The organism is Marinomonas sp. AWM4_232 (genome assembly GCF_056158325.1).
Map to the genome: position 1 here is coordinate 1,331,556 of NZ_JBSWTA010000001.1, position 21,234 is coordinate 1,352,789.

27 protein-coding genes and 1 riboswitch are annotated in these 21,234 nt (G+C 46.6%); of the genes, 13 read left to right on the top strand and 14 right to left on the bottom strand.

Features of this window, described 5'->3' with window-relative positions; genetic code table 11:
* Window positions 1-22: 22 nt before the first annotated feature.
* Window positions 23-916, bottom strand: a complete 894-nt coding sequence (locus ACXAC1_RS06360; protein WP_475060025.1) for a LysR family transcriptional regulator — start codon at window positions 914-916, stop codon at window positions 23-25.
* A gap of 116 nt (window positions 917-1,032) precedes the next feature.
* On the opposite strand from ACXAC1_RS06360, the gene ACXAC1_RS06365 reads away from it, so the two are divergent.
* Window positions 1,033-2,163 (top strand): TauD/TfdA family dioxygenase, encoded by a 1,131-nt coding sequence (locus ACXAC1_RS06365; protein WP_475060028.1) that lies wholly within the window; start codon window positions 1,033-1,035, stop codon window positions 2,161-2,163.
* 107 nt (window positions 2,164-2,270) lie between these two features.
* Window positions 2,271-4,007: a BCCT family transporter gene (locus ACXAC1_RS06370; RefSeq protein ID WP_475060030.1), complete on the top strand. Its 1,737-nt coding sequence runs from the start codon at window positions 2,271-2,273 to the stop codon at window positions 4,005-4,007.
* Between the two features lie 455 nt (window positions 4,008-4,462).
* Here the strand turns inward: ACXAC1_RS06370 and ACXAC1_RS06375 are convergent, their stop codons facing one another.
* Window positions 4,463-5,254, bottom strand: a complete 792-nt coding sequence (locus ACXAC1_RS06375) for an AraC family transcriptional regulator (protein ID WP_475060036.1) — start codon at window positions 5,252-5,254, stop codon at window positions 4,463-4,465.
* A gap of 56 nt (window positions 5,255-5,310) precedes the next feature.
* On the opposite strand from ACXAC1_RS06375, the gene ACXAC1_RS06380 reads away from it, so the two are divergent.
* Complete coding sequence (locus tag ACXAC1_RS06380; RefSeq protein ID WP_475060038.1) at window positions 5,311-6,183, top strand: sulfite exporter TauE/SafE family protein; 873 nt, start codon at window positions 5,311-5,313, stop codon at window positions 6,181-6,183.
* A gap of 214 nt (window positions 6,184-6,397) precedes the next feature.
* Here ACXAC1_RS06380 and ACXAC1_RS06385 read toward each other — a convergent pair whose 3' ends face one another.
* The 3 genes from ACXAC1_RS06385 to ACXAC1_RS06395 all read right to left on the bottom strand — a co-directional run bounded on the left by ACXAC1_RS06385 (window position 6,398) and on the right by ACXAC1_RS06395 (window position 7,624).
* Window positions 6,398-6,817, bottom strand: coding sequence for a VOC family protein (locus tag ACXAC1_RS06385; protein WP_475060041.1), 420 nt, complete (start codon window positions 6,815-6,817; stop codon window positions 6,398-6,400).
* Window positions 6,818-6,882: 65 nt separating this feature from the next.
* On the bottom strand, window positions 6,883-7,302 hold the full coding sequence (locus ACXAC1_RS06390) for a helix-turn-helix domain-containing protein (protein ID WP_475060043.1): 420 nt from the start codon (window positions 7,300-7,302) through the stop codon (window positions 6,883-6,885).
* 85 nt (window positions 7,303-7,387) lie between these two features.
* Entirely contained in the window at window positions 7,388-7,624 is a 237-nt protein-coding gene (locus tag ACXAC1_RS06395; protein WP_475060045.1) for a helix-hairpin-helix domain-containing protein, read from the bottom strand.
* Window positions 7,625-7,872: 248 nt separating this feature from the next.
* Between ACXAC1_RS06395 and ACXAC1_RS06400 the strand changes: the two genes are divergently transcribed.
* Together ACXAC1_RS06400 and ACXAC1_RS06405 are read left to right on the top strand one after the other, a co-directional pair.
* On the top strand, window positions 7,873-8,151 hold the full coding sequence (locus ACXAC1_RS06400) for a type II toxin-antitoxin system RelB/DinJ family antitoxin (RefSeq protein WP_475060047.1): 279 nt from the start codon (window positions 7,873-7,875) through the stop codon (window positions 8,149-8,151).
* On the top strand, window positions 8,144-8,413 hold the full coding sequence (locus tag ACXAC1_RS06405) for a type II toxin-antitoxin system YafQ family toxin (protein ID WP_475060050.1): 270 nt from the start codon (window positions 8,144-8,146) through the stop codon (window positions 8,411-8,413). Before ACXAC1_RS06400 ends, ACXAC1_RS06405 begins: the two co-directional genes overlap by 8 nt.
* 125 nt (window positions 8,414-8,538) lie before the next feature.
* On the opposite strand, the gene ACXAC1_RS06410 is transcribed toward ACXAC1_RS06405, so the two are convergent.
* A complete protein-coding gene (locus ACXAC1_RS06410; RefSeq protein ID WP_475060052.1) occupies window positions 8,539-8,961 on the bottom strand; it encodes a UPF0158 family protein in 423 nt (140 codons plus the stop codon).
* Window positions 8,962-9,153: 192 nt separating this feature from the next.
* Window positions 9,154-9,255: riboswitch (TPP riboswitch) on the top strand.
* Between the two features lie 91 nt (window positions 9,256-9,346).
* On the opposite strand from ACXAC1_RS06410, the gene thiD reads away from it, so the two are divergent.
* From thiD to ACXAC1_RS06450, 8 genes are all read left to right on the top strand, one after another.
* Window positions 9,347-10,156 (top strand): bifunctional hydroxymethylpyrimidine kinase/phosphomethylpyrimidine kinase, encoded by an 810-nt coding sequence (gene thiD, locus ACXAC1_RS06415; protein WP_475060054.1) that lies wholly within the window; start codon window positions 9,347-9,349, stop codon window positions 10,154-10,156.
* Complete coding sequence (locus tag ACXAC1_RS06420) at window positions 10,119-10,907, top strand: ABC transporter ATP-binding protein (RefSeq protein WP_475060056.1); 789 nt, start codon at window positions 10,119-10,121, stop codon at window positions 10,905-10,907. The genes thiD and ACXAC1_RS06420 overlap by 38 nt, the downstream gene beginning before the upstream one ends.
* Window positions 10,900-11,640 (top strand): ABC transporter permease, encoded by a 741-nt coding sequence (locus tag ACXAC1_RS06425; RefSeq protein WP_475060058.1) that lies wholly within the window; start codon window positions 10,900-10,902, stop codon window positions 11,638-11,640. The genes ACXAC1_RS06420 and ACXAC1_RS06425 overlap by 8 nt, the downstream gene beginning before the upstream one ends.
* A 15-nt stretch (window positions 11,641-11,655) precedes the next feature.
* A complete protein-coding gene (locus ACXAC1_RS06430) occupies window positions 11,656-12,606 on the top strand; it encodes an ABC transporter substrate-binding protein (RefSeq protein WP_475060060.1) in 951 nt (316 codons plus the stop codon).
* Between the two features lie 8 nt (window positions 12,607-12,614).
* Window positions 12,615-13,289, top strand: a complete 675-nt coding sequence (tenA, locus tag ACXAC1_RS06435) for a thiaminase II (protein ID WP_475060063.1) — start codon at window positions 12,615-12,617, stop codon at window positions 13,287-13,289.
* Window positions 13,286-14,080: a hydroxyethylthiazole kinase gene (thiM, locus tag ACXAC1_RS06440; RefSeq protein WP_475060065.1), complete on the top strand. Its 795-nt coding sequence runs from the start codon at window positions 13,286-13,288 to the stop codon at window positions 14,078-14,080. The genes tenA and thiM overlap by 4 nt, the downstream gene beginning before the upstream one ends.
* Before the next feature lie 19 nt (window positions 14,081-14,099).
* Complete coding sequence (gene thiE, locus ACXAC1_RS06445) at window positions 14,100-14,720, top strand: thiamine phosphate synthase (protein ID WP_475060068.1); 621 nt, start codon at window positions 14,100-14,102, stop codon at window positions 14,718-14,720.
* 101 nt (window positions 14,721-14,821) lie between these two features.
* Entirely contained in the window at window positions 14,822-15,406 is a 585-nt protein-coding gene (locus ACXAC1_RS06450) for a hypothetical protein (RefSeq protein WP_475060071.1), read from the top strand.
* Window positions 15,407-15,448: 42 nt separating this feature from the next.
* On the opposite strand, the gene fabA is transcribed toward ACXAC1_RS06450, so the two are convergent.
* The 8 genes from fabA to ACXAC1_RS06490 form a co-directional block, all read right to left on the bottom strand.
* Window positions 15,449-15,943 carry a bifunctional 3-hydroxydecanoyl-ACP dehydratase/trans-2-decenoyl-ACP isomerase gene (gene fabA / locus ACXAC1_RS06455; RefSeq protein ID WP_475060073.1) on the bottom strand — a complete coding sequence of 165 codons (495 nt, stop codon included), beginning with the start codon at window positions 15,941-15,943 and terminating at the stop codon, window positions 15,449-15,451.
* A 38-nt stretch (window positions 15,944-15,981) separates the two neighbouring features.
* A complete protein-coding gene (locus ACXAC1_RS06460) occupies window positions 15,982-16,815 on the bottom strand; it encodes a helix-turn-helix domain-containing protein (RefSeq protein WP_475060076.1) in 834 nt (277 codons plus the stop codon).
* Between the two features lie 32 nt (window positions 16,816-16,847).
* Window positions 16,848-17,153 carry a type II toxin-antitoxin system RelE/ParE family toxin gene (locus ACXAC1_RS06465; RefSeq protein WP_475060078.1) on the bottom strand — a complete coding sequence of 102 codons (306 nt, stop codon included), beginning with the start codon at window positions 17,151-17,153 and terminating at the stop codon, window positions 16,848-16,850.
* Entirely contained in the window at window positions 17,141-17,398 is a 258-nt protein-coding gene (locus tag ACXAC1_RS06470; protein WP_475060081.1) for a type II toxin-antitoxin system Phd/YefM family antitoxin, read from the bottom strand. Before ACXAC1_RS06470 ends, ACXAC1_RS06465 begins: the two co-directional genes overlap by 13 nt.
* A 126-nt stretch (window positions 17,399-17,524) precedes the next feature.
* Entirely contained in the window at window positions 17,525-18,034 is a 510-nt protein-coding gene (locus ACXAC1_RS06475; RefSeq protein ID WP_475060084.1) for a lipocalin family protein, read from the bottom strand.
* Window positions 18,035-18,369: 335 nt separating this feature from the next.
* A complete protein-coding gene (locus ACXAC1_RS06480; protein WP_475060087.1) occupies window positions 18,370-18,789 on the bottom strand; it encodes a hypothetical protein in 420 nt (139 codons plus the stop codon).
* Window positions 18,790-18,855: 66 nt separating this feature from the next.
* Complete coding sequence (gene pdxR / locus ACXAC1_RS06485) at window positions 18,856-20,268, bottom strand: MocR-like pyridoxine biosynthesis transcription factor PdxR (protein WP_475060089.1); 1,413 nt, start codon at window positions 20,266-20,268, stop codon at window positions 18,856-18,858.
* 16 nt (window positions 20,269-20,284) lie between these two features.
* Window positions 20,285-21,193 (bottom strand): choline sulfate utilization transcriptional regulator, encoded by a 909-nt coding sequence (locus tag ACXAC1_RS06490; RefSeq protein WP_475060091.1) that lies wholly within the window; start codon window positions 21,191-21,193, stop codon window positions 20,285-20,287.
* Between the last annotated feature and the right edge of the window lie 41 nt (window positions 21,194-21,234).

Here is a 21,234-nt window from a genome sequence, read left to right on the forward strand (position 1 = left end):
GCTCATTAACATGATGCGCAGGCTAAGTCGTAACGAGGTTGCTCATTTCTTCTAGCAACCATTTGCGGAATACGGTAGCAGACTTCGATAAAGGTTTGCCTTGCGGGGATGCTAAAAAATAGTTGTCTTGCGTCCCAAGCTCAATATCAATTGGCGCAATCAATTCCTGTTTAAAGAATTGAGTATGCAGTAAATTGGGGTATCCCAACATAGCACCAAGCCCTGACTCAGCCATCAGGGCAGCTGACAATAGCGTGTCGACTTTATGGTAGCTTAATTCAACCCCTTCAAGGCTAACACCAGCTTCCTCAAACCAGCCCACCCAAGAGTGATGCGTGCCCACTACCTCAATTAAAGGCAATGAACATAAGTCTTTTGGCTGAGTGATCAATTTAGCGTTCTTACCAGAGCAGTAAGGCTTTACCTGTGTACGGATAAGTGGATCAAGCGATAAACCTGGCCAATCACCATGACCATTAATGATAGCGATATCATGAGCGCCATCGAAAAAGTCTGTATCCCAGTTTGCATGGATGATTTGCAACCCAATACCTGGATATCGTGCACAAAATTTATATAAATTGTGAGATAACCATAATGACGAAAATGCATAGTTAACCACAATCACAAGCCTACCTTTACCTACTGGGGAAAAAATATCGGACGTTTTACGTTGTAAGTTTGTTAGTAAACTCTGCACCACCGGGAGATAAGCTAATCCACTATTCGTTAACGATACTTTGCGATGGTTTCTAACAAAAAGTTCGTCACCTAAATGGTTCTCCAATAGTTTAATGTGCTGACTTACAGCAGACTGCGTCATATGGAGCTCTCGTGCGGCTGCACTAAAATTAAGCAATCTCGCTGCTGCCTCAAACGTCTTGACCCAATTTAGTGGGGGTAAGTCACTTTTCATATCTATCCATCACAATTCCTTATCGATAAGCCAAAAATAAGTTGTTTGTATAAATAATTCAATCTAACTAGCATGAATTGCGTAATCAAATTCATCTAGGTATAGGGTTCTAGGGTATGGCCGAAGTCAATGTTCCATTAATTGAAAAAAAAGATCACAGCCTCGTTATTTCGTGGGATGACAACTCAAAAGCTGAATTTCACTATTTGTGGCTACGGGACAATTGCCCTTCTGCTTTTCACCCGAAAACAGGAGAGCGTGACTTTGATCTGTTGAGTGTTAGCTCGGATATTTACCCTCTTGAAAGTCACATTAGCGAAGATGGCCTAACTATCCTCTGGTCAGAAGGAAATCACAAAAGTACGTTTGCGCTAGAATGGCTTTATCAACATGGTTACTCGCAAAATAATTCAAACCGTTACCAAAGCAGCTACCAAAGCTGGGATAGTGCCTTTGCCCATAGCATTCCACGTGCTCAGTATGACCAAGTATTGAAAGACGACAAAGCACTGTATGACTGGATGACAGAACTGGATAAGTTTGGCTTAACCATTATCGACGCCATGCCGAGTACGCCAGAGGCTACTATTTCGCTCGCAACCCGAGTGGATTACTTGAGAAAAACCAATTTTGGCACAACATTCGATGTTGTTTCTGTTGAGTCGCCTATCAACCTTGCTTACACCTCTATCTCACTGCCATTGCACACAGATCTAGCAAATCAAGAAACGCCTCCGGGCTATCAATTCCTTCACTGCCTAGCCAACGACTGTGAAGGTGGGGAATCTAGGTTTGTTGATGGACTTCGCGTTGCTGAAGAATTACGAGATCAATGTCCAGACCACTTTCAGCTGCTATGTGATCACGCTATTCCGTTTTGCTTCGAAGATGAAGACCATGATATTCGCCAGCACCACCCAGTTATCAATGTTGACACCTTCGGCAATATTGTCGAAATGAAGTACAACGCCCATCTTGCCAGTACTTTCGACCTGCCTTCAGACATTATGTTCGAGTACTACCTAGCCTACCGAAACCTGATGGCAAGATTGCGAGACGAGCGCTTTAAGATTGAGATTAAACTCGAAGCAGGCCAAATGGTGGTCTTTGACAACCGACGCGTTTTACATGGTCGAAACAAGTTCGAAGACACGACGGGGCGTCGCCATTTGCATGGTTGCTACGTAGACCGTTCTGAATTTAAGAGCCGACTACGCATGCTTGGAAAAAAATACGGTACTCAATAAATCATTGAGTACCGCAATATCAAATACTGGCTAACCCCTGGAGTCACTCAGCAAGTTTACAAATATCACTATAAAAGGCTCTAAAGAGCTATCGAGAGGAACACCAAATGATAAGCAAAAAAAAATTAGATGAATTAATAGAGACTCGAGGGGTCCTGAAAGGGCTCAACTCGACGCTCGGTATCACAACGATAAGCCTAGTAATCGTATTTGTCTTGTACACAGTATTACTCGGAAAAACGGCAAGCGCTCAGTTTCTTGGGCTTAAAAGCTGGATAGAACACACATTAGGTTGGTACTACATCGCAGTGATGTTGGCAGCCTTTTTAGTCTGTATCTTTTTTATGTTTTCCAAAGCGGGGTCAATTCGCCTTGGCCGCGATGATGAAAGACCTGAGTTTTCGAACTTTGCTTGGTTCTCCATGCTATTTGGCTGTGGTACTGGTGCAGGGATGCTGTTCTTCTCCATGTCAGAACCCATGATCCACTTTGCTAGCGGTTGGAGTGGTGGTAACCCATTCATGAGTGCTGAAGTAAAGGCCGCCACAAGTGAGTTTTTTGCTGCCAAGCAAGCCGCATTAGCGGCTGGTCTTATGCCAGGTGACGCAGGCTTTCCTCTACCGAATGATTTAGTATCTGAAGCAGCAGCAGGCGGTTTGACACTGACTGTATTCCATTGGGGTACCGTAGCTTGGGGGATGTACGGCATTGTTGGCCTATCTCTAGCCTACTTCTCTTTCCGTAAAGGGCTGCCTTTGTCCATTCGTTCAGCGCTATACCCTTTGATCGGCAACCGTATTTACGGACCAATTGGTAACGCGGCGGATATTTTGGCCGTATTAGGCACGATATTTGGTATCTCTACGACATTAGGTCTTGGTGTCCAACAGATTGGCGCCGGTCTAGTATCACTTGGGATAATCGAGCAGACCAGTCAAACCGTGACTGTTTGCTCAATTATTCTAGTTACTTTTATGGCAACCCTTTCTGCAACCAGCGGTGTATCGAAAGGCATCAAAATTTTATCCACTCTCAACACCTACATTTGTATTGCCATTTTGCTTTACTTCTTACTCGCGTCCAGTGGCACAAACTATATTATTGCCAGCACGTTGACGACGCTAGGGGATTACCTGTCTAACGTTACGTCTATGACGCTGTGGACTGCAAGAAGCCCTGAAGAACGCACTTGGCAAGGTGGATGGACTATCTTCTACTGGGGCTGGTGGATCGCATGGTCAGCATTTGTTGGCCTGTTTATTGCCCGTATTTCTCGTGGCCGCACCATTCGTGAGTTCGTGCTTGGTGTTATTATCATTCCCTCCATGGTCGCGCTCTTGTGGTTTGGTATTATCGGTTCCGCTGGTATCTACGAATCCATTTATGGTGCAGACATGACGATCTACAATGCAGCGGTTCAAAACTGGGACTACGCAGGTACTATGTATGCCTCTTTCGATGCTCTCACACCTGGTTTTGCGGCGATAATTGCTAAAATATGTGCATTAGTTGTGGTTGTTATCTTCTTTGTCACCTCTGCTGACTCAGGTACGTTAGTGCTAGGTCGATTGCTTGCTTTTGGTCGTCGCCCGCCTACACAGCAGCGTATTATCTGGGGTAGTGTACTAGGTGCTGTGACACTCGTTGTACTGTTAATGGGTGGTAATGAAGCATTGAAAGCTCTACAGGCCGCGTCTATCGCTGGTGCGCTTCCATTCACTTTTGTATTAATTGCAATGATGGCGGGATTGATCAAATCGCTTCGCCAAGACAGTGAACATCTCGTTGCTGATGAAGAAGCCGTCAAGAAAATGATTGAAAAAGAAATCGCTGATTTGTCCTAGAGACAACACTTAACTCTACTGCTGTTTGCTAAGGCGCAGCCCCAAACACGTTGGAGTTAGATGGAAAGAAAACTTTCTCTTTCCCCTAACTCCAACGAATCTTTGACCGCTTTCATACTTTCTTACCGCAATATATTTGATTACCAATCCTGTAATTCATTGGCACTATGTCGCACTCTACTGCATCCGAAGCAAAGGTAAGTGCTTTCGCTTTTGATAGGTTAGTGCCAATTCTAAACGGGCTCCCCCCTCTGACGCTAAAACTTAATTCCCCATTTTAGAGACTCTTCTACTTTCCCCAACGCCAACTCAGCTGCGGTTTACAAAATCAGACGTTGCAGCTCTTCTTAAACGCACACGGGCAATTTCAGGATAATTTTCGAACGTATTCTCAAAAGGATTAGTCATGGAAAGCCCTATATTTACGCTTTTAAATAGATACTATAGTAGTGATATCAGAGCTCTTTTGAATGAGAAAAATAATGTGCTGGAGAATCACCCATCATCTTTTTAAACATCGCAATGAAGTTACTAGCGGTCGTATAACCTAACGCAAACGCAACATCTCCCACAGGCATGTTCTGAGACAACAGAGCCAACGCATGATTTAACTGAACCTGAGTACGCCATTGCCCAAACGTTAACCCTGTCTCCGTTGGCATTAAGCGCCTTAGCGAACGTGCTGACAAAGCCCCCAATTCAGCCCATTGCTCTACGGTCTTAGAGCTCCCTGGCTCACTTAGTACTGCTTCTGCTATTCGTAACAAGCGAGGGTCTCTTGGCATAGGCAAGTAGAGTTTTTCAGCATCTGCGCTTCGTATTTCATCCTTCATAACATCAACAATGCGTGTATTCTCTTCTGTAAGGAGATCCTTACTCCAATCTCGGCTTCGAATCACCATAGACATCAATAGCGGATTCACCCCTAACACAAAAGGTATGGCTGGCAACGAGTCGCAAAGCTCAGGCTGAAATAAAACTGAATAGCCCGAAACGACACTACAAAATAGGATACTATGCTGTGCATTCGGAGGGATCCAGCCTGCTCGGTGCGGAGGTAAAACCCATGTCCCGGACGCTGTTTTGATTTGCACAACACCTGATTGAATACATAGCAGCTGGCCCCTTAAATGACTGTGCCATCGATAAGGTTGTTGAGCTTTGTTTTCTAGAGGGGCGCTGTTCGACCATTCACACGTAATCACTTCGGCACCAGCGGTGCTATCTCCAACCTGTCTCACTCTCATTGTTAAACCCTAAAACTTGGCCACTTAGCATTATATTAAGGCCATACCTGATTAACATGCCAGAACAGAAAGACTCTAAAGTACAGCTATCTTATTTGTATCTTGAAGGTATTTGCTTGATGATCGATGTTAGTTTTGCTGTTTATTACGCTTTATTAGGGATAGCCGTGGGTTTTCTTGCCGGATTAGTAGGTGTTGGCGGCGGAGGTATAACCGTTCCCGCATTCACGATGCTTTTTACCGCGCAGGGTATTGCGAATCATGAGGTCGTCCATATGGCACTCGGTACCTCTATGGCCGCAATGATTTTTACAACCTTCAGCAGCATGAGAACTCATTACACTAAAGGAAATGTGAATAGTTTCCTTGCCATCAAAATGGCAACTGGCGTTATGCTTGGCACGTTTATCTCCACCACCATCGCAGCCAAGATTAATGGCGTTATTCTAGCGCTGTTTTTCAGCCTGTTTATGTTTTATATCACTTATAAAATGTTCAGCCCTAAAAATCATAAAACGAATACATCGCCTCATACCACAATGGGCAATGTTTTTATTGGTACCTTGATCGGCTCTATATCAACATTGGTTTCTGTCAGTGGTGCTGGAATGCTTGTCCCTTATCTAATGAAACAAAATCTTAATGTGAAACTTGCCGTCGGCACTTCTGCCGCGATAGGTTTTCCATTAGCCGTCACAGGGACATTGGGGTATCTCATTAATGGTTGGCAAAATAGCTCGTCTGAACAACTTACCCTAGGCTATATTTATCTCCCTGCTTTTGCGCTGTTTGCTGTAGCCAGCTATATATCTGCGCCCTTGGGTGTGGTTTGTAGTACACGCCTTCCAGCGGAGCATTTAAAAAAGATTCTTGGAGTGCTGTGCCTTCTGCTTAGCATAAAAATGCTGACTTACGTTTTATCGAGTTGAGGACTTTCATAAACTCACTCGCAGTGGCTACTGTTTATAAGGTTTTAATAAAACTCCGATTGAAGCGATTTCATCGGAGCTTTTGTAGGAGAGAATGGGGCTTTTAAGTCTTACCATGCGCGGCCATCATACGTCCGCTATTTGTTTATCGAGCTCTCTTAATTTTTATCTGTTCCTAACTGTATTCATAGTGAACAGTTATCTATAGTGAGGTTTATTTCTTCCGTTGGACCAAGCTAAACCAGTTCCCAGAATTATCTACCCCCATAGCTTCAACACCATAAAGCTGCTCTGTAGGTGGTTGGATAAAATCAACCCCTTTAGCCAAAAGCTCTGCATATGTTTTTTGGCAATCTTCTGTTTCAAAAACACCTGCTCCAAATGCACCTTCTTCTATCAAGCCTCGTATTTTTTCTGCGGCATCTTTGCTAAACATTGGGCCTTCTTTCGGCTCAGCCAATACCAACTGAAGTTGTGGTTTAGATTTAGGGTATACCGTAAGCCATCGGAATCCCCCTTCTACTTGCATATCATCCCCGACTTCAAAGCCGAGCCTATTTTTGTAAAAGTCTAGTGCTTCGTCCTGATTGAGGACATAAATCGTTGCATGTGCTATGGATGTAATCATTTTCATACTCCCTGTTGTTAAATCATCTTGATTCTATAAGAAGAATCAAAATGATATTTCTCCAATATTGCTCATCTAGGCCACTTCCCCAAAAAGCGGTAGGCATAGCATGCAGGTATCACCTGGGAGGGGAAACGAAATGCTTCAGAAGATAAAGCCCAAAGCTTACGACGATATAAAGTAGGAGCCATACCCGTTTGTTTCAGAAACAATGAAGAAAAGCTACCTAAGCTCGTGTATCCCACTTTCTCACATACTTCTGAAACACTGAAGTTTTCTGTTATGAGCATATTCTTAGCTTGTTCGACCCTAAGCCGAATCAGGAACTCGTTAGGTGTTTCTCCATAACTTTCCTTGAAGGCACGTAAAAAATGATATTGAGACATATAAGACTGACTTGCCATTTCAGACAAGCTAAGACTTGTTTGAAAGTTGTCGGCAATATAGTCCCTACTCACATGTAATCTTCTAAGTTTATCGTTCGACACCATGAAAGATACCTATTAATCCACGTAACGTAACGCCCAGATTTGAGTAATCCTAGCGCCAAATCTTGCTATATATAAGTACTGGAATCTACAGTTCTAGCCTTGCCCGTTCTATAGCGGATTTGACTGCTGATAAGGCTTGAGGACTGTTTTTCCAACAGGTAGTTCTAAGCATTGAGCCAACTCTTTCAGCAATTTCCTTTGGCTCATATCTCGCCAGCTCCGAAAAAGAATCAATACCGATTTCCTCAAAACGCTTCACGACGGTAGGCCCAACGCCTTTTACTCCAAGTAGCGCTGCTTTTTCTTGTTCGCTAAATGCCATACGAAAATTCCTTTCACCAGGTAACGTCCAATTCAGTCATGAGCGCCTTAGAAGTACATAACCTTCTAACGAAGCGCATCTGTGCTAGTGAACTTAGCGCACTTATCCTAGAACACCAACTAAGTACTAGGGTTTCATACTTTAATAATCTGCAACTACCTTGTTTACCCTTTTTATTGAAGCATCTGACATCTCTATCTATAATATATGTAATACATTGTTATACATATAAACAAAAAGGTAACACAATGAGATCTGAAATGTTAAGCACACGCATTGATCACGATACTAAAGTTGCTTTTACCAGCATTTGTGAGGAGATGGGGCTAAGTACATCGCAAGCCCTCAAGCTGTTTGCCAAAGCCGTTATCAACCACGGCGGCATTCCATTTGAGCTGCGTGTTGCTAAACCAAATGAGACAACCGCAGCTGCGATGCAAGAACTAGTGGATGGCAAAGGCCACAAAGCTGAGTCAGTAAATGAACTACTCGATGAGCTAACAGAGAGCAAAGTATCCGGTGTATAGCCTAAGTTACTCATCTCAGTTTAAGAAGGACTTCAAAAAAGTCACCAGAATGTCCATTCCTGACATAGTTGAAGTAGGTCACGTCATTGCTCAACTACAGAGGGGTGAAACACTACCTCCTCATAATGTTGATCATGCGCTCACAGGAAACTGGGCCGGATTCAGAGACTGCCACATCAGACCGGATCTAGTTCTGATTTACAGAGTATTTGACGATCAACTACAACTGGCTCGAGTTGGTTCTCATAGTGATTTATTTTGAGATTAGAAGAGCGACTAGCAACAAACATCTTGATGTTGCGTTTATAAAAACGTGCTGTGCGCAGGAAGCTACGATTAGTTAATAATTTACCTCGTTTACAGTCCATTCCCTCGGAAACCGAGGTCCTACAAACTTGGCGCATCGCTAAATCGAAGGTTATTTTCTTGACCCCATTCTATAATAGCCTCCCGAAGCACCAGCGCTTCATACGAGTACCAAGCTTCCAGTTTATCGGCTGTATTGAGGAAGTCTTTGAAACGTCTGTAAGCGCCCTTTTTACTGAAGGTTTCATAGGCGAGATCTAGCTGCTCAGGTAGGTTTTCAGCGACAAATTGGATGGCAATGCTCTTATCCAAACCTAATTCCTGTTTGTTTGGGACAGCAATGTATTGGGTACTTTCATAGAGATTTTCAGGAAGGCTCTCTTCTATAGCATCGTCAATGTAATAAATCGCGTCTGTACACCTATCAATATAAACTTCAGACATCCCCTCTCCAGATGTTACAAACTCAACTGCCGATTCAATGTCTGAAAGTGTCGCTGTCATAAAAGCCTCGCTAATCAAATTCATACCGTGGGAATGATTCATAAACAAACTTAGCTTATTTATGCGAAGGGGCCAATTATGTTTAAGCGGTATTCCAAACATGAACGCGGTTCCCGTGAAAAGCGCAGTCCTCCAAAAATCGAGGGCCTAAGAGGTAGCTAGTGTCAGGGGCAAAGAGCTGATAACATCGTGATCACATAGTCGGGGGGCAGTTTTGCTGCTGAGATCGCTTAAGCGAGACCCGTTGAACCTGATTCAGTTAGCACTGACGTAGGGAACTATGGGGACAAAGTTAGTTGAGTTTTGCGATGTTTGCATCCCATGTCGCTGGCTCCTGCACTCCGTGCATTTCGCCCCCATTTTCCCTTCGTCCGAGGGGAATATCATGACAAACACTCCTATTACGTTAAGCATCGCAGGCTCGGACAGCGGCGGTGGAGCAGGCATCCAAGCCGATATCAAAGCCATCTCTGCCACGGGCAGTTACGCCTGTACAGTAATCACGGCGACCACAGCTCAAAACACCCTTGGTGTAACCGATGTCCACGCCATTCCCCTAGAGCATATCGCAGCACAATTGGATGCGGTCTTTACCGATCTCAACGTGCAAGCGGTCAAAATCGGTATGTTGGCGAACTCAGAAATCATCCAGCTTATCGCCCGCAAGCTGCGCCAACACCAACCAAAACACATTGTGCTCGACCCAGTGATGGTGGCGACCAGTGGCGACTTATTGCTACAACAGACCGCCATTCAAACTCTAATAGACGAGCTACTGCCGTTAGCCACGCTGATTACTCCCAACCTGCCTGAAGCAGCTACCCTGCTGAACACAAACGTTCCAGACTCTGAAAAAGCTATAAAAGAGCAGATCCCAGCGTTACAGCAATTGCCAACAAAAGCGGTGTTGCTAAAAGGAGGGCACCTTGAAAGCTTGCCAGTCAGCAACGATTGGTTGATCGCAAATGGCGATGTGCAAACCTTTACCGCACCTCGCATTGATACACAAAACACCCACGGTACAGGCTGTACCCTATCGTCAGCGATTGCCTCCTATCTTGCTCAAGGCGCGGACCTAACGTCGGCAGTACAACAAGCCAAAGACTATTTAACCGGCGCCATTGCTGCCTCAAACCAGTTACGGATTGGTCAAGGTCATGGTCCTGTTCATCACTTTTATCAATGGCAGCGCTAAGCCTATGCACCAAGGATTTGCGATCTCGATTCAAGCGGATGCCCTACGCTATACAACAAAAGCGCAGCCAGTGTTGCAGGACTTAGTCATGCAGCTGACAGCTCAGCAATGGACATGTCTATTGGGCCGTAGTGGTTGTGGTAAGACCTCGATTTTGCGCAAGCTCGCAGGGTTATTAGAAAATGCCCAATGGCAAGGAAAAATCGAGACAGACGGCCAATCACTGTCTGGCAATATTGCTTACATGGCGCAGCAGGATTTACTGCTGCCTTGGTTGTCTGTACTTGATAACGTCTGCATTGCCGAACGCTTACAAGGTCGCAGCTTGTCCCAAGGCATACGTGATAAAGCCTTGTTACTGCTGGACAAAGTAGGCCTCAAGGCGCACGCCGATAACTACCCTCACACGCTATCTGGTGGCATGCGCCAGCGGGTTGCCTTAGCGCGAACCTTACTGCAAGAACGCCCCATTGTATTAATGGATGAGCCGTTCTCAGCCTTAGATGCGGTGACGCGCCACAAGCTGCAAAGCCTTTCATTTGAGCTACTACAAGGCAAAACCGTGTTGCTGGTGACTCATGATCCGCAAGAAGCAGTGCGCTTGGGTCATCAGATCTATGTGATGGAAGGCTCTCCCGCCAACGCACATCTTTTAGCGGGTTTAGCAACTTCGCCACCTCGGCAATTGGATGAACACAGCGCCGCACTTCAAAACGATATTCTGCATCGACTTGGAGGTGAACATGTCTAATTGGCTTCGTGGTGCCACAGCAAGTCTTGTGATACTGGGCTTATGGCAAGGGGCGATCCTGATCTGGTCGTTACCCAGCTTTATTTTGCCCGCTCCCATGGCGGTGTTTGAGGTGTTGATCTCACGCTGGCCAATGCTTTGGTCACATACCTGGGTCACGGCACAAGAAGTACTGATTGGGCTAGCCCTCGGTGTCAGCATTGGTTTGTGCTTCGCCTTGCTGATGCTGCTGTTTCGTCCGGTAAAACAATGGTTGCTGCCGATTTTGATTGCCAGCCAAGCCATTCCGGTATTTGCCATCGCGCCGATTTTGATGCTTTGGCTGGACTACGGCATCGCCTCAAAAGTCGCCATGGCGGCGATTATTATCTTCTTCCCCGTGACCACCTGTTGTTTCGATGGCCTGCGCAGCACGCCGTCCGGCTATCTGGATCTCGCCCAAACCCTTAACGCGAACCGCTGGCGCACCCTTTGGCACATTCAATTGCCTGCCGCGTTACCTGCTTTAGGCTCAGGACTACGAGTCGCGGTGGTGGTTGCACCGATTGGTGCGGTGGTGGGCGAATGGGTTGGCTCCAGCGCTGGCCTTGGTTATTTGATGTTACAAGCCAATGCCCGCATGCGCATCGACGAAATGTTCGCCGCGCTGTTTATTCTTTCTCTGTTTTCGGTCGCCCTGTATTTCAGTGTCGATTGGTTATTAAAACGCTCGTTACCTTGGCATTCCCAATAAGGATGGATGACTTCTATGAATACTTTTACACGTTTCAGCACCACTGCTCTGCTAGGCCTTTCAGCCAGCTCTTCATTGTTTGCAGCCGACCATGAGCTGTCGCTGATGCTGGATTGGTTTGTGAACCCAAACCATGGCCCCATCGTGATTGCACAGGAAAAAGGCTACTTTGCGGAACAAGGCCTAGATGTCACTATCCAAGAGCCTGCTGACCCAAGTATGCCGCCCAAGCTGGTCGCTGCGGGCAAAGTCGATATGGCGATTTCCTATCAGCCAACGTTGACCATTGATGTGGCGGCGGGCTTACCCTTGATCCGTTCTGCTACCTTGATTGCGACGCCGCTGAACACCTTAATGGTAATGGACGATAGCAAGATTGAATCACCAGCGGATTTGAAAGGTAAGAAGATCGGCATCGCTATCGCTGGTACAGAAGAAGCCACCGTTGGCACCATGCTTAAACACCATGGTGTGATGTGGGATGAGGTCGAGATCATCAACGTCGGTTGGTCTTTGTCGGCATCGTTGGCTTCTGGCAAAGTGGATGCGATTTGGGGTGGTCTGCGTAACTTTGAAACCAATCAGCTAAAACTTGAAAACTACGCTGCGACAGCGTTTTTCCCAGAAGAGCACGGTGTACCGGCCTACGATGAATTGGTGTTTGTGGCGAACAGAAAAACCTACGATAAGGAGTCGATTCAAGCCTTTAACCGTGCCTTAGAAAAAGCCACCACCTACATCGTAAACCACCCAGAAGCGGCTTGGAAAGAATTCATCGCCTACTCTCCTGATACCTTGGACAACGAGCTGAATGCTCTAGCATGGAAAGACACCTTAACGCGTTTTGCCCTACGCCCAGCGGCGATTGATCTGGCCCGTTACGATGGTTACGCCGAGTTTATGTTTGAGCACGGCATCATCGAATCGCTACCCAAAGCCCAAGACTACGTGCCAAACCTTAACTAGGAGCCATTATGCAATATCAAGATCTGATTGAGGCGTGCCAGCAAGAGTGGCAAGCCTATACGGAACATGATTTCGTACAGCAGTTGGCCAAAGGCACCTTAGCAAAGCCAAGCTTTCTGCATTATCTGAAGCAAGACTTCTTGTTCCTCAAGCACTATGTACGAGCCTATGCTTTGGCCATTTATAAAGCCAACAGCCTAGAAGACATGCGCCAAGCGTTGCCAACCGTACACGCGTTGCTCGACAGTGAAATCGCGCACCATGCGGCATGGTGCGAGCAATGGGGCATTAGCGAACAAGATATGGAACAAGAGCCAGAGGACTTTGGCACTGTGGCCTACACGCGCTTTGTGTTGGACGCTGGCATGAGTGGCGATTTGGTCAGCCTCTATGCAGCCCTAGCACCTTGTTCCATTGGCTATGCCGTCATCGGTCGCCAACTGGCACAACAGCCTGACACAGTATGGGAAGGCAACCCTTATCAAACGTGGCTTAAGCTCTACAGTGGCGATGACTTCCAATCCCATGTGGCACAAGGCGCAACGCACTTTAATAAATTACTTGCCGATATCGAGCTAACCAGCCAAAAGGGCCAGCAGCTAATTGAAACCTTCCGCACGGCCACACGTATGGAAATTGCCTTTTGGCAACAGGGCCTTAACCAATCCGGAGCCAACCTATGAACGTAAAAGCTATTTGTACCGCGCTGGCGCAACTGCGTGAACAAGCGCCATTAGTCGTCAATATCACCAACTATGTGGTGATGAATAACTCCGCCAACGCATTGCTCGCTATTGGCGCCTCACCCATCATGGCGCACTCGCGAGAAGAAATGGCTGAGATGATGGCCTTTGCTGGCGCCTTGGTGATCAATATCGGCACCTTGGATCGTACTTGGATTGAGCGCATGACCTTTGCCGTGGAACAAGCCAATGAAGCGGGCAAACCAGTGGTACTTGATCCTGTAGGATGTGGTGCGACCAGCTTACGCACCCACACCGCAAGTCATTTGGCCGCCCTTGCCAAGCATTTGATCATTCGTGGCAATGCGTCGGAAATCATTGCGTTAGCGGGACAGGCCTCACAAGGGAAAGGAGTCGATTCGCAAGACCCTAGCGAAGCCGCATTGGAGGCGGCTAAGCAATTGGTTGAACAATACCAAGCGCAAGTAGTTATCTCTGGTGCAACCGACTACGTCGTCAGCAATGAAGGTACTTTTGCACTGAACAATGGCCACCCAATGATGACGCAAGTAACTGGCACAGGTTGTTCACTCAGCGCGATCACCGGAGCATTCGCAGCCATTGGTGAAACCAGCGGATTATCCGCCGCAGCGGTCATGGGTGTGGCAGGTGAAATCGCCGCAGAGCAGGCCAATGGCCCTGGCAGTCTGCAAGTGGCCTTGCTCGATGCCTTGTATAACTTAGATGCCGACACGCTAACGCAGCGCCTGAAACTGTCGCAACTGGCCTAATACTTTAGAAGGAAACACCATGTCACCCTACGAACTGTATCTCGTTACCGACGACAACCAAGACCTCGACACATTAGTACGCGTCGTCACTCAAGCGGTCGCCGGTGGGGTGACCATGGTGCAACTTCGGGAAAAGCATCACGATGTACGTGACTTTATTCGCCGTGCCCGCGCCATTCAGCCGATACTCAAAGCCGCCAACGTTCCGCTTATTATCAATGATCGCGTCGACGTTGCCCTAGCCGTGGATGCGGATGGCGTGCACCTCGGACAAAGCGATATGCCCGTGCATGACGCACGATATTTATTGGGACCAGAGAAAATTCTAGGGCTCTCAATCGAGAGCTGGCAACAATTGGAAGAAGCCCAACACCTGCCCATTGATTACATTGGTTTAAGCGCTATTTACCCCACACCGACCAAAACCAACACCCAATACCACTGGGGCCTAAATGGTCTAAAAGAAGCCTTAGCGGCCTACGATAAACCCATCGTCGCCATCGGCGGAATTCGACACGACAACCTAGCCGACATCGCCGCAACAGGCGTACACGGCATCGCACTGGTCTCCGCCATTAGCCATGCCGACAACGTCACCCAAGCAACTCGTAGTTTAAAGACAGTGATTCAGAGTCGTTAGTCCATAAAACTTTACAAATCTATTTAACAGGCATAAATGCAAATAAATCTCGTTTCTGTTATGTTGATCATAAGGAAATACGTTTTTGACAGGGATGAAAAATGAGATTGAAATTAGCTTCACTTGCGCTAATAACATTGTGGTTAAGCGCCTGTGCTCAGCAACCCACTAACCAACCTGAATATCAGTCATTCGCGCGAGTCATTCCATCAAAGGGTGGAATGGAGCATTACACCCCCACCATCAGAAAGCCATACAATCACGGTATCAAAGCCATTGCCTTCATGATGACAAAGAACCCTGACGCCTTAGAAGCACAATTCATCAAAACGGGAATTATTAAACCTGAGTTAGGCCCGTTCGTTAAAATGAATGAAAGCGTCTACAGCGCGATTATCTTTGAAGGCTGCCAAACCGACAATCAGGGCAAGTGCCAACTCGATGTCGACCTCTACTTCATTACACCAGATGGCAAAAAAAGCATGCTTGGAAAGAACATAGAGCTTTGGCAGCGCGCCCCACTCAAACAACGCTATACACTCGGTACGAGTAGCGTCAAAATCACCATAGAAGCAACCTTTTCCCCTGGACGTTACTCAGTACAAGCCGCCGTACATGACCGAATCGCTAAACAAACCTTCTACGTAGAGAATTTATTTGGGGTGGTACCGAATACCCCCGATTAAAACGTTAATGTTAGCGAGAACTTGTAGGACTGTCATACTAATTCAGCCCTGCTTAATCATCCCTACCTTTAGGTCTTTTGCGGTGTAAATCACCTCATTGTTCAGCAAAACATAGCCATCAGCGATGCCCATTCCTAAAGGTTTTTTGATAAATCGCTTTACGTGAACATGGTATTCGATCTGCTTAGCGTCTGGGTAAATCTGACCTGTAAACCGCACTTGCCCCACGCCTAAGGCGCGCCCTCTCCCAGGTACGCCTAACCACCCGATGTAAACACCGAGCAATTGCCACAGCGCATCCAGTCCCAAGCATCCAGGCATTACAGGATCGCCTTTAAAATGACAGGAGAAAAACCACTGATCGGGATGTATTGCCAAATTAGCTTTGAGTAAACCTTTCCCATAGTCACCACCGTTTTGATCAAGGTGAGTGATTTCATCAATCATAAGCATGGGAGCACAAGGAAGCTGAGCATTCCCCGCCCCAAAGAATGTCCCTTGGACCATGGCTATAACATCGTTGTGTGAAAATGACATACTGACTCCTTAATTCGTGGAGGCAGTATGTATGCTGGCTAGTTGGAAGGATTGTAAAAAGTGGACATGGCCTCTTTAGCAACCTGAGAGAGACCATTTAAGTTGTGCTGTTTGAGTGTTCTCATCAAGTGGGACTGATCATAAAAACCGAGATCCAAGCCATGATTTAATGGCTTTTCTTTCGCGTTATAACAGCGTTTTAAATATTCATTTACTCGAATAGTTTGCGCAAATGCCTTAATGCTCAACCCCGTATGTAAGAGAAACTGCCGATTTAGATGTCGCTGACTCCACCCTATTCGTTCTGCTAGCTTACCAAGAGAACAGTGGCCGTTAGATTGATAAATGGCTCTAAAAGCGAGTACAAGTTTTTCCGGCATCGGTGTCGCTAAGCTGGATAAACGTTGTGAGAACAAGTGCTCGCATATACCAATACGAGCATCAAAGCTTGTTTGTTCATAAAGGCGCTCACCCAAATGATGCAAATCACCAATCGTCGAGATTGGCTCTAAAAAATTTAGGCTAGTAATGCCATTAGTGACATCTGCTAAGTCCACATCAAACACACGCCGAATAGCACCTGGGTGGAACCAAATACCAAAGTATTCACCCTGTTCGACAGTTAAAGGTACTTCCAAGATGGTTTGTTGTGTGCCACCGAACGACTGGCGGCAAGGAGAAAAGAATAGGATATTCGTACCATCAGGTACGATGGGGTACACTGTTGCTTGCTTGACGGTCACCTGAACAAAAGCGTAGACCATCATACTTAAGCGCTCATCTGGTGCTCGTAGAACAACGTCTAAACCAAACAACTGTTGTCCATGCATCGTCAGTGTCGGTTGAAATGGTGTATAGAATTGACTACTCATAGCTCAGCTTAGATAACCGTTAGCCACCGATTTTAAATAACACCATTCAAAATAAATTGGCGTAGGTCTCTTTCTTGTCGCATCACGTGCAATATAATAACTTTGCTCTGCTCGCATTTGTAGAATACTCGGCATGGGCTGGTGACAACTTCTCGATAGTTTAAATGTTCGAGTTCAGGTGGAGTCCGCCCAGATTCTGGGAACTGTCCTAAACGCCCTACTTTGTGAAATACCTCTTGCACGAGTTTTTTGGCAGCGGACTCATTCGATAAAGCGATATACTCAGCGATTTCAGACAGATCAGATAGCGCAGCTTCAGTCCAAATTACTTCAGCCATTTGGACATTTTATCCTGAGCTTCGGCATGACTGAGCACATTGCCTTCTTGTACCGCTCGTTCACCGCGAGCGATACCTTCTAAAATGGCTAAGCGGTTTTGCATAAACTCATAGTCGCTCACATCAACAAGGTAAGCAGAAGGTTTGCCATGCTCCGTAATTAAAACTGGCTCCTTCGTTTCATGAAGGTCCGCAAGGATTTTGGTCGCTTGTCGCTTTAAAGAAGTCACTAATTCTACTTTCATTTTAAACACCCAAAGTGATACTTAAGTGATACTAGTAAAGCCTCTTTGATTAAACAAGCCTCCATGCGCTTTAGGACGTGATCGATCTATTCACCGCTAGCGAGAGTCAGTGGATAAACGCCCTTTTCACTGCTCAACAAAGATCAATTCATCGGTATCAAACCCCTTAGCTTGAGCAGCTTGGATAAAGCGTTGCTTATCTGCTTCAGAAACCGTTGGGGTACGAGACAAGAACCATAAGTACGAGCGATCAGGTCCAGAAACAAAGGATTGCTGATAGTCTTCATCTAAATTAAACACAACGTAAGCTCCATAAAATGGTCCGAAAAAGCTCACTTTTAAATGTCCTGTGTCGCTATCTTCAACGAAATAGGCTTTTCCCTCTGCCTGCTCCCATTTCCCTTCTTCTGCAGAATAGCCTCGGTTAATCACTCGCACACCACCGTCTTCGCGTAAGCTGTATTCCGCCGAGACATTAGACAAACCACGCTCAAAGCTGTGATCCAAACGAGCGATTTCGTACCAAGTGCCTAAGTACTTCGACAACTCAAACTCTTGCACCGGCTCAATACCTTTTGGCGCAGACGTACACCCTGCGAGTAGCAACACCAATAAAACCCATACTAAACGAAACATAAACTGACCTCCTAATCATCAGCCCTTATACGTTACCAGTAGCGATTTGGTCTCATCAAACTCCTAGAGTTAGAACAAGACACCGTACGTGCCATCATGATGATCGAAGTCACAGGGCGGTCTACCTCGCAAGTGATTCAGAAATTACGTGGCCGAATTGCAAACCACCAGCCTTGGAGAGTTTGATCGCGTACTTAGGCGAGTACGTGAAGTGGAAGGGATTTTAAACAGTGAAACCAGTATTTTGCTGAGCAGCTTGTGAACACTCTTGCTCAGTAACTATAGGTGTTACTGACACACCCGACACATTCTTACTAGTTCTAGACGTTGCAGCCTTAGGTCACGAGGTCCAATAACGGATGAGATGCCGCCTTGGCACGAGGGATAGCCAAGATGTCATAAGCGTAGACTTTCGTTAGCGTAAGAAATTCTTGTTTAATACGAGTAAGCGAACGCGCCACGATACCAACAATAGGGTTGCTTGGCGCGAAGCTACACTGAAATTTACGCAGTGCTAGGTTTAAGGATGCATAGGTGTCGATCGCCTGCTCATATTGTTCAAGTCGACATTGGGTCTCAGCTAGGTTCAAATCGCTGACTACCAGCGCATTGATGGCGGCTTCGGTGTCGTACCAACAGTCAATCATCTCCAAAGCAATATCAGACGCTTTCTGATAATAGTCCGCAGCTTTGGCATTTTCACCACATTGAAACGCTTGATTACCAGCAACAATGACACGCTTCCAATCTTCCATGGAAAACCCTCGCTAAGTGTGAGCAATGCATTAATGATAATAACTATCATTTGTATTTGTCTAGCGCTAAAGCATTATTTTTTTCGCGTGCAGGGCAATTAAGCGCAACCATTGATCCAGCTGCTCAGTGCTTGGGCCAGTAAAACCGAGCAAGACCCCCGGTCTCGGCAATGGTTCAGGCAGGGAATGATAGTGCTGATGCAGCCATGACAAGGCGAGCCCATGTTCTGCACAGGCCTGATCAAGCTGCTTCCATGTTTGCTCGGGCTGGCGGACTTGGCTTTTGAAATACGCAATAACATGCATGCCACCACTTGGCTTATCCCACTCAAACCAAGGCTCCAAATGCTGTGACAACAGAGCTAACAGAGCATCCCTTTTTTCACGATAATGACGTCTCATACGGTTTAAATGCCGATAAAAGCTGCCATTTGTCATAAAGTCTGCCACAACAGGCTGCATCGGCAGAGAAGCCGACACACCTAAGGCTTGCTGACTGGAGAGCAGGTGATCGACTTGGGATAACGGCGCGATGATAAATCCCATGCGTAGCCCTCGAAACAACACCTTAGACAAGCTTCCAACGTAGAAAATACGCTCTTGGGCTGAGCCTCGATGTTGCGCTAACTGCATCAAAGGCACCGATGCGCGACCTTGATACAAGAACTCGTTGTCGTAATCGTCTTCGATGATAAAACCCTGTCCGGCTTGTAACGCATCCAGCCATTGTTCTCGAACGGGTGAGCTGTAACTGATACCCAGTGGATATTGTCGGTTAGGGGTGAGCACCGCCGCCCAATCGGATACTTGAGTAGGGGGCAGAGCACCATCGCTCTGAACAGCCAAAGGCTGCACCGCAACATTGGCCAAACTTGCATGCAGAGGAGGGTAGGTGGGTTCTTCTAAGAACCAGTGTCGACAACTAGCCTGCAAGGCGTGAGTCAGCAACGCCATCGCATCTCGGCTACCGGCAGTGATCACCACTTGCTCAGGTAAGCACGATAAACCACGTAGAGCGTACAAATACGCCACAATCGCTTGGCGCAGTGCCGGTAAGCCTGCTCGATAGCTGCCCGTCAAGACATTGGGATCAGGGTTTAACCAAGCACGGCGCATGCTGGCCGCCCACTCCTTACTCGGAAACTGACTGACATCCACCCCAGAATCAAAGCCGTCTTTACGTGACGACTCAACCAATGTTGCAGCCGGTTCAGCACTGACCGAAATACGCTCCACAGGCGCAACAAAAATCCCACGTTTTGGCTCACTGCGCAGCACTCCTTCCGCAATCAGCTGCTCATAGGTTTGAATCACCACACTACGAGACACACCTAAAGAACGAGCAAAACTACGGCTAGAAGGCAACTTATCCCCAACCGCCAAGCGACCTTGCTCAATGGCCTCAAGCAACTGCTGCTGTAATTGCTGATACCTTGGCGTCTCATTGGATTCCAAACTAAATGAAAGGCTCGCGATCATAGTCAGGTCAGTCCCTTCAGCGTTGCTGGTGCTGTTGATGAACCCAATCTTTGAAAATCGTCACGACGTCATCCTCCATACGCGAATTAGGTACAACAGTGAAATAGCCATTCGAAGAATGAGTTCTAAACATTGGGAAAGAGACTAACAGTCGCTTATCCAACATGTCGTCCACTAAGGACCCCCAGCCTAACGCGACACCTTGACCTGCAATGGCGGCTTGTAACACTAAAGTGTAGTTATCAAATTCCATCACCGTTTGGGAAGGAGACCAAAGCTGGTTGTGCTGTTCGAACAAGCGCTCCCAAATCATCCACTTTTCGTCCGATTCGGCATGCAATTTCAACAATGGCGCATTGCTGATATCCGTCAATTGGTGAAAGGGGCCGTACTCTTCTAGGAGTTTTGGGCTACATACTGGAAAGACTTCTTCTTCGAACAGTTTTTCCGAAACAAAGCCTTTGTGAATGCCATCACTGAACACAATGGCGAGGTCGATGTCTTGCAAACCCACGTCCACATTGTTCTGTGCGGTGTGCAGGCGAATCTCTATTTCTGGGTGCTGTTTGCGAAACTCAGGTAAGCGTGGCATCAACCAATAGGCGGCAAAAGCAAAGTCCGTTGCGACATTAATGCGCGGCGTTTTGGTTTTTTTACGAATAAATCGCAAGGTTTTTTGCAACTCACTTAAACTCGCTTGTGTCGTTTTTAGTAGCAAGTGCCCATCGTCCGTAAGCTCCACGCCACGATAGACTCGACGAAACAGCTGCGTATTTAAAAACGTCTCTAAGGCTTTGATTTGCTGACTTATAGCAGGCTGAGTGGTGCCCAATTCTCGCGCCGCAGCGGTGAAGCTTAGGTGTCGTGCAGAGGACTCAAATACAACCAGCATTTGCAAAGGCGGCATGTCGTTTTCAGTTAGCATAAGTTCAAATTATCTCATTCATAATTTTTCAGTCAGTTTAC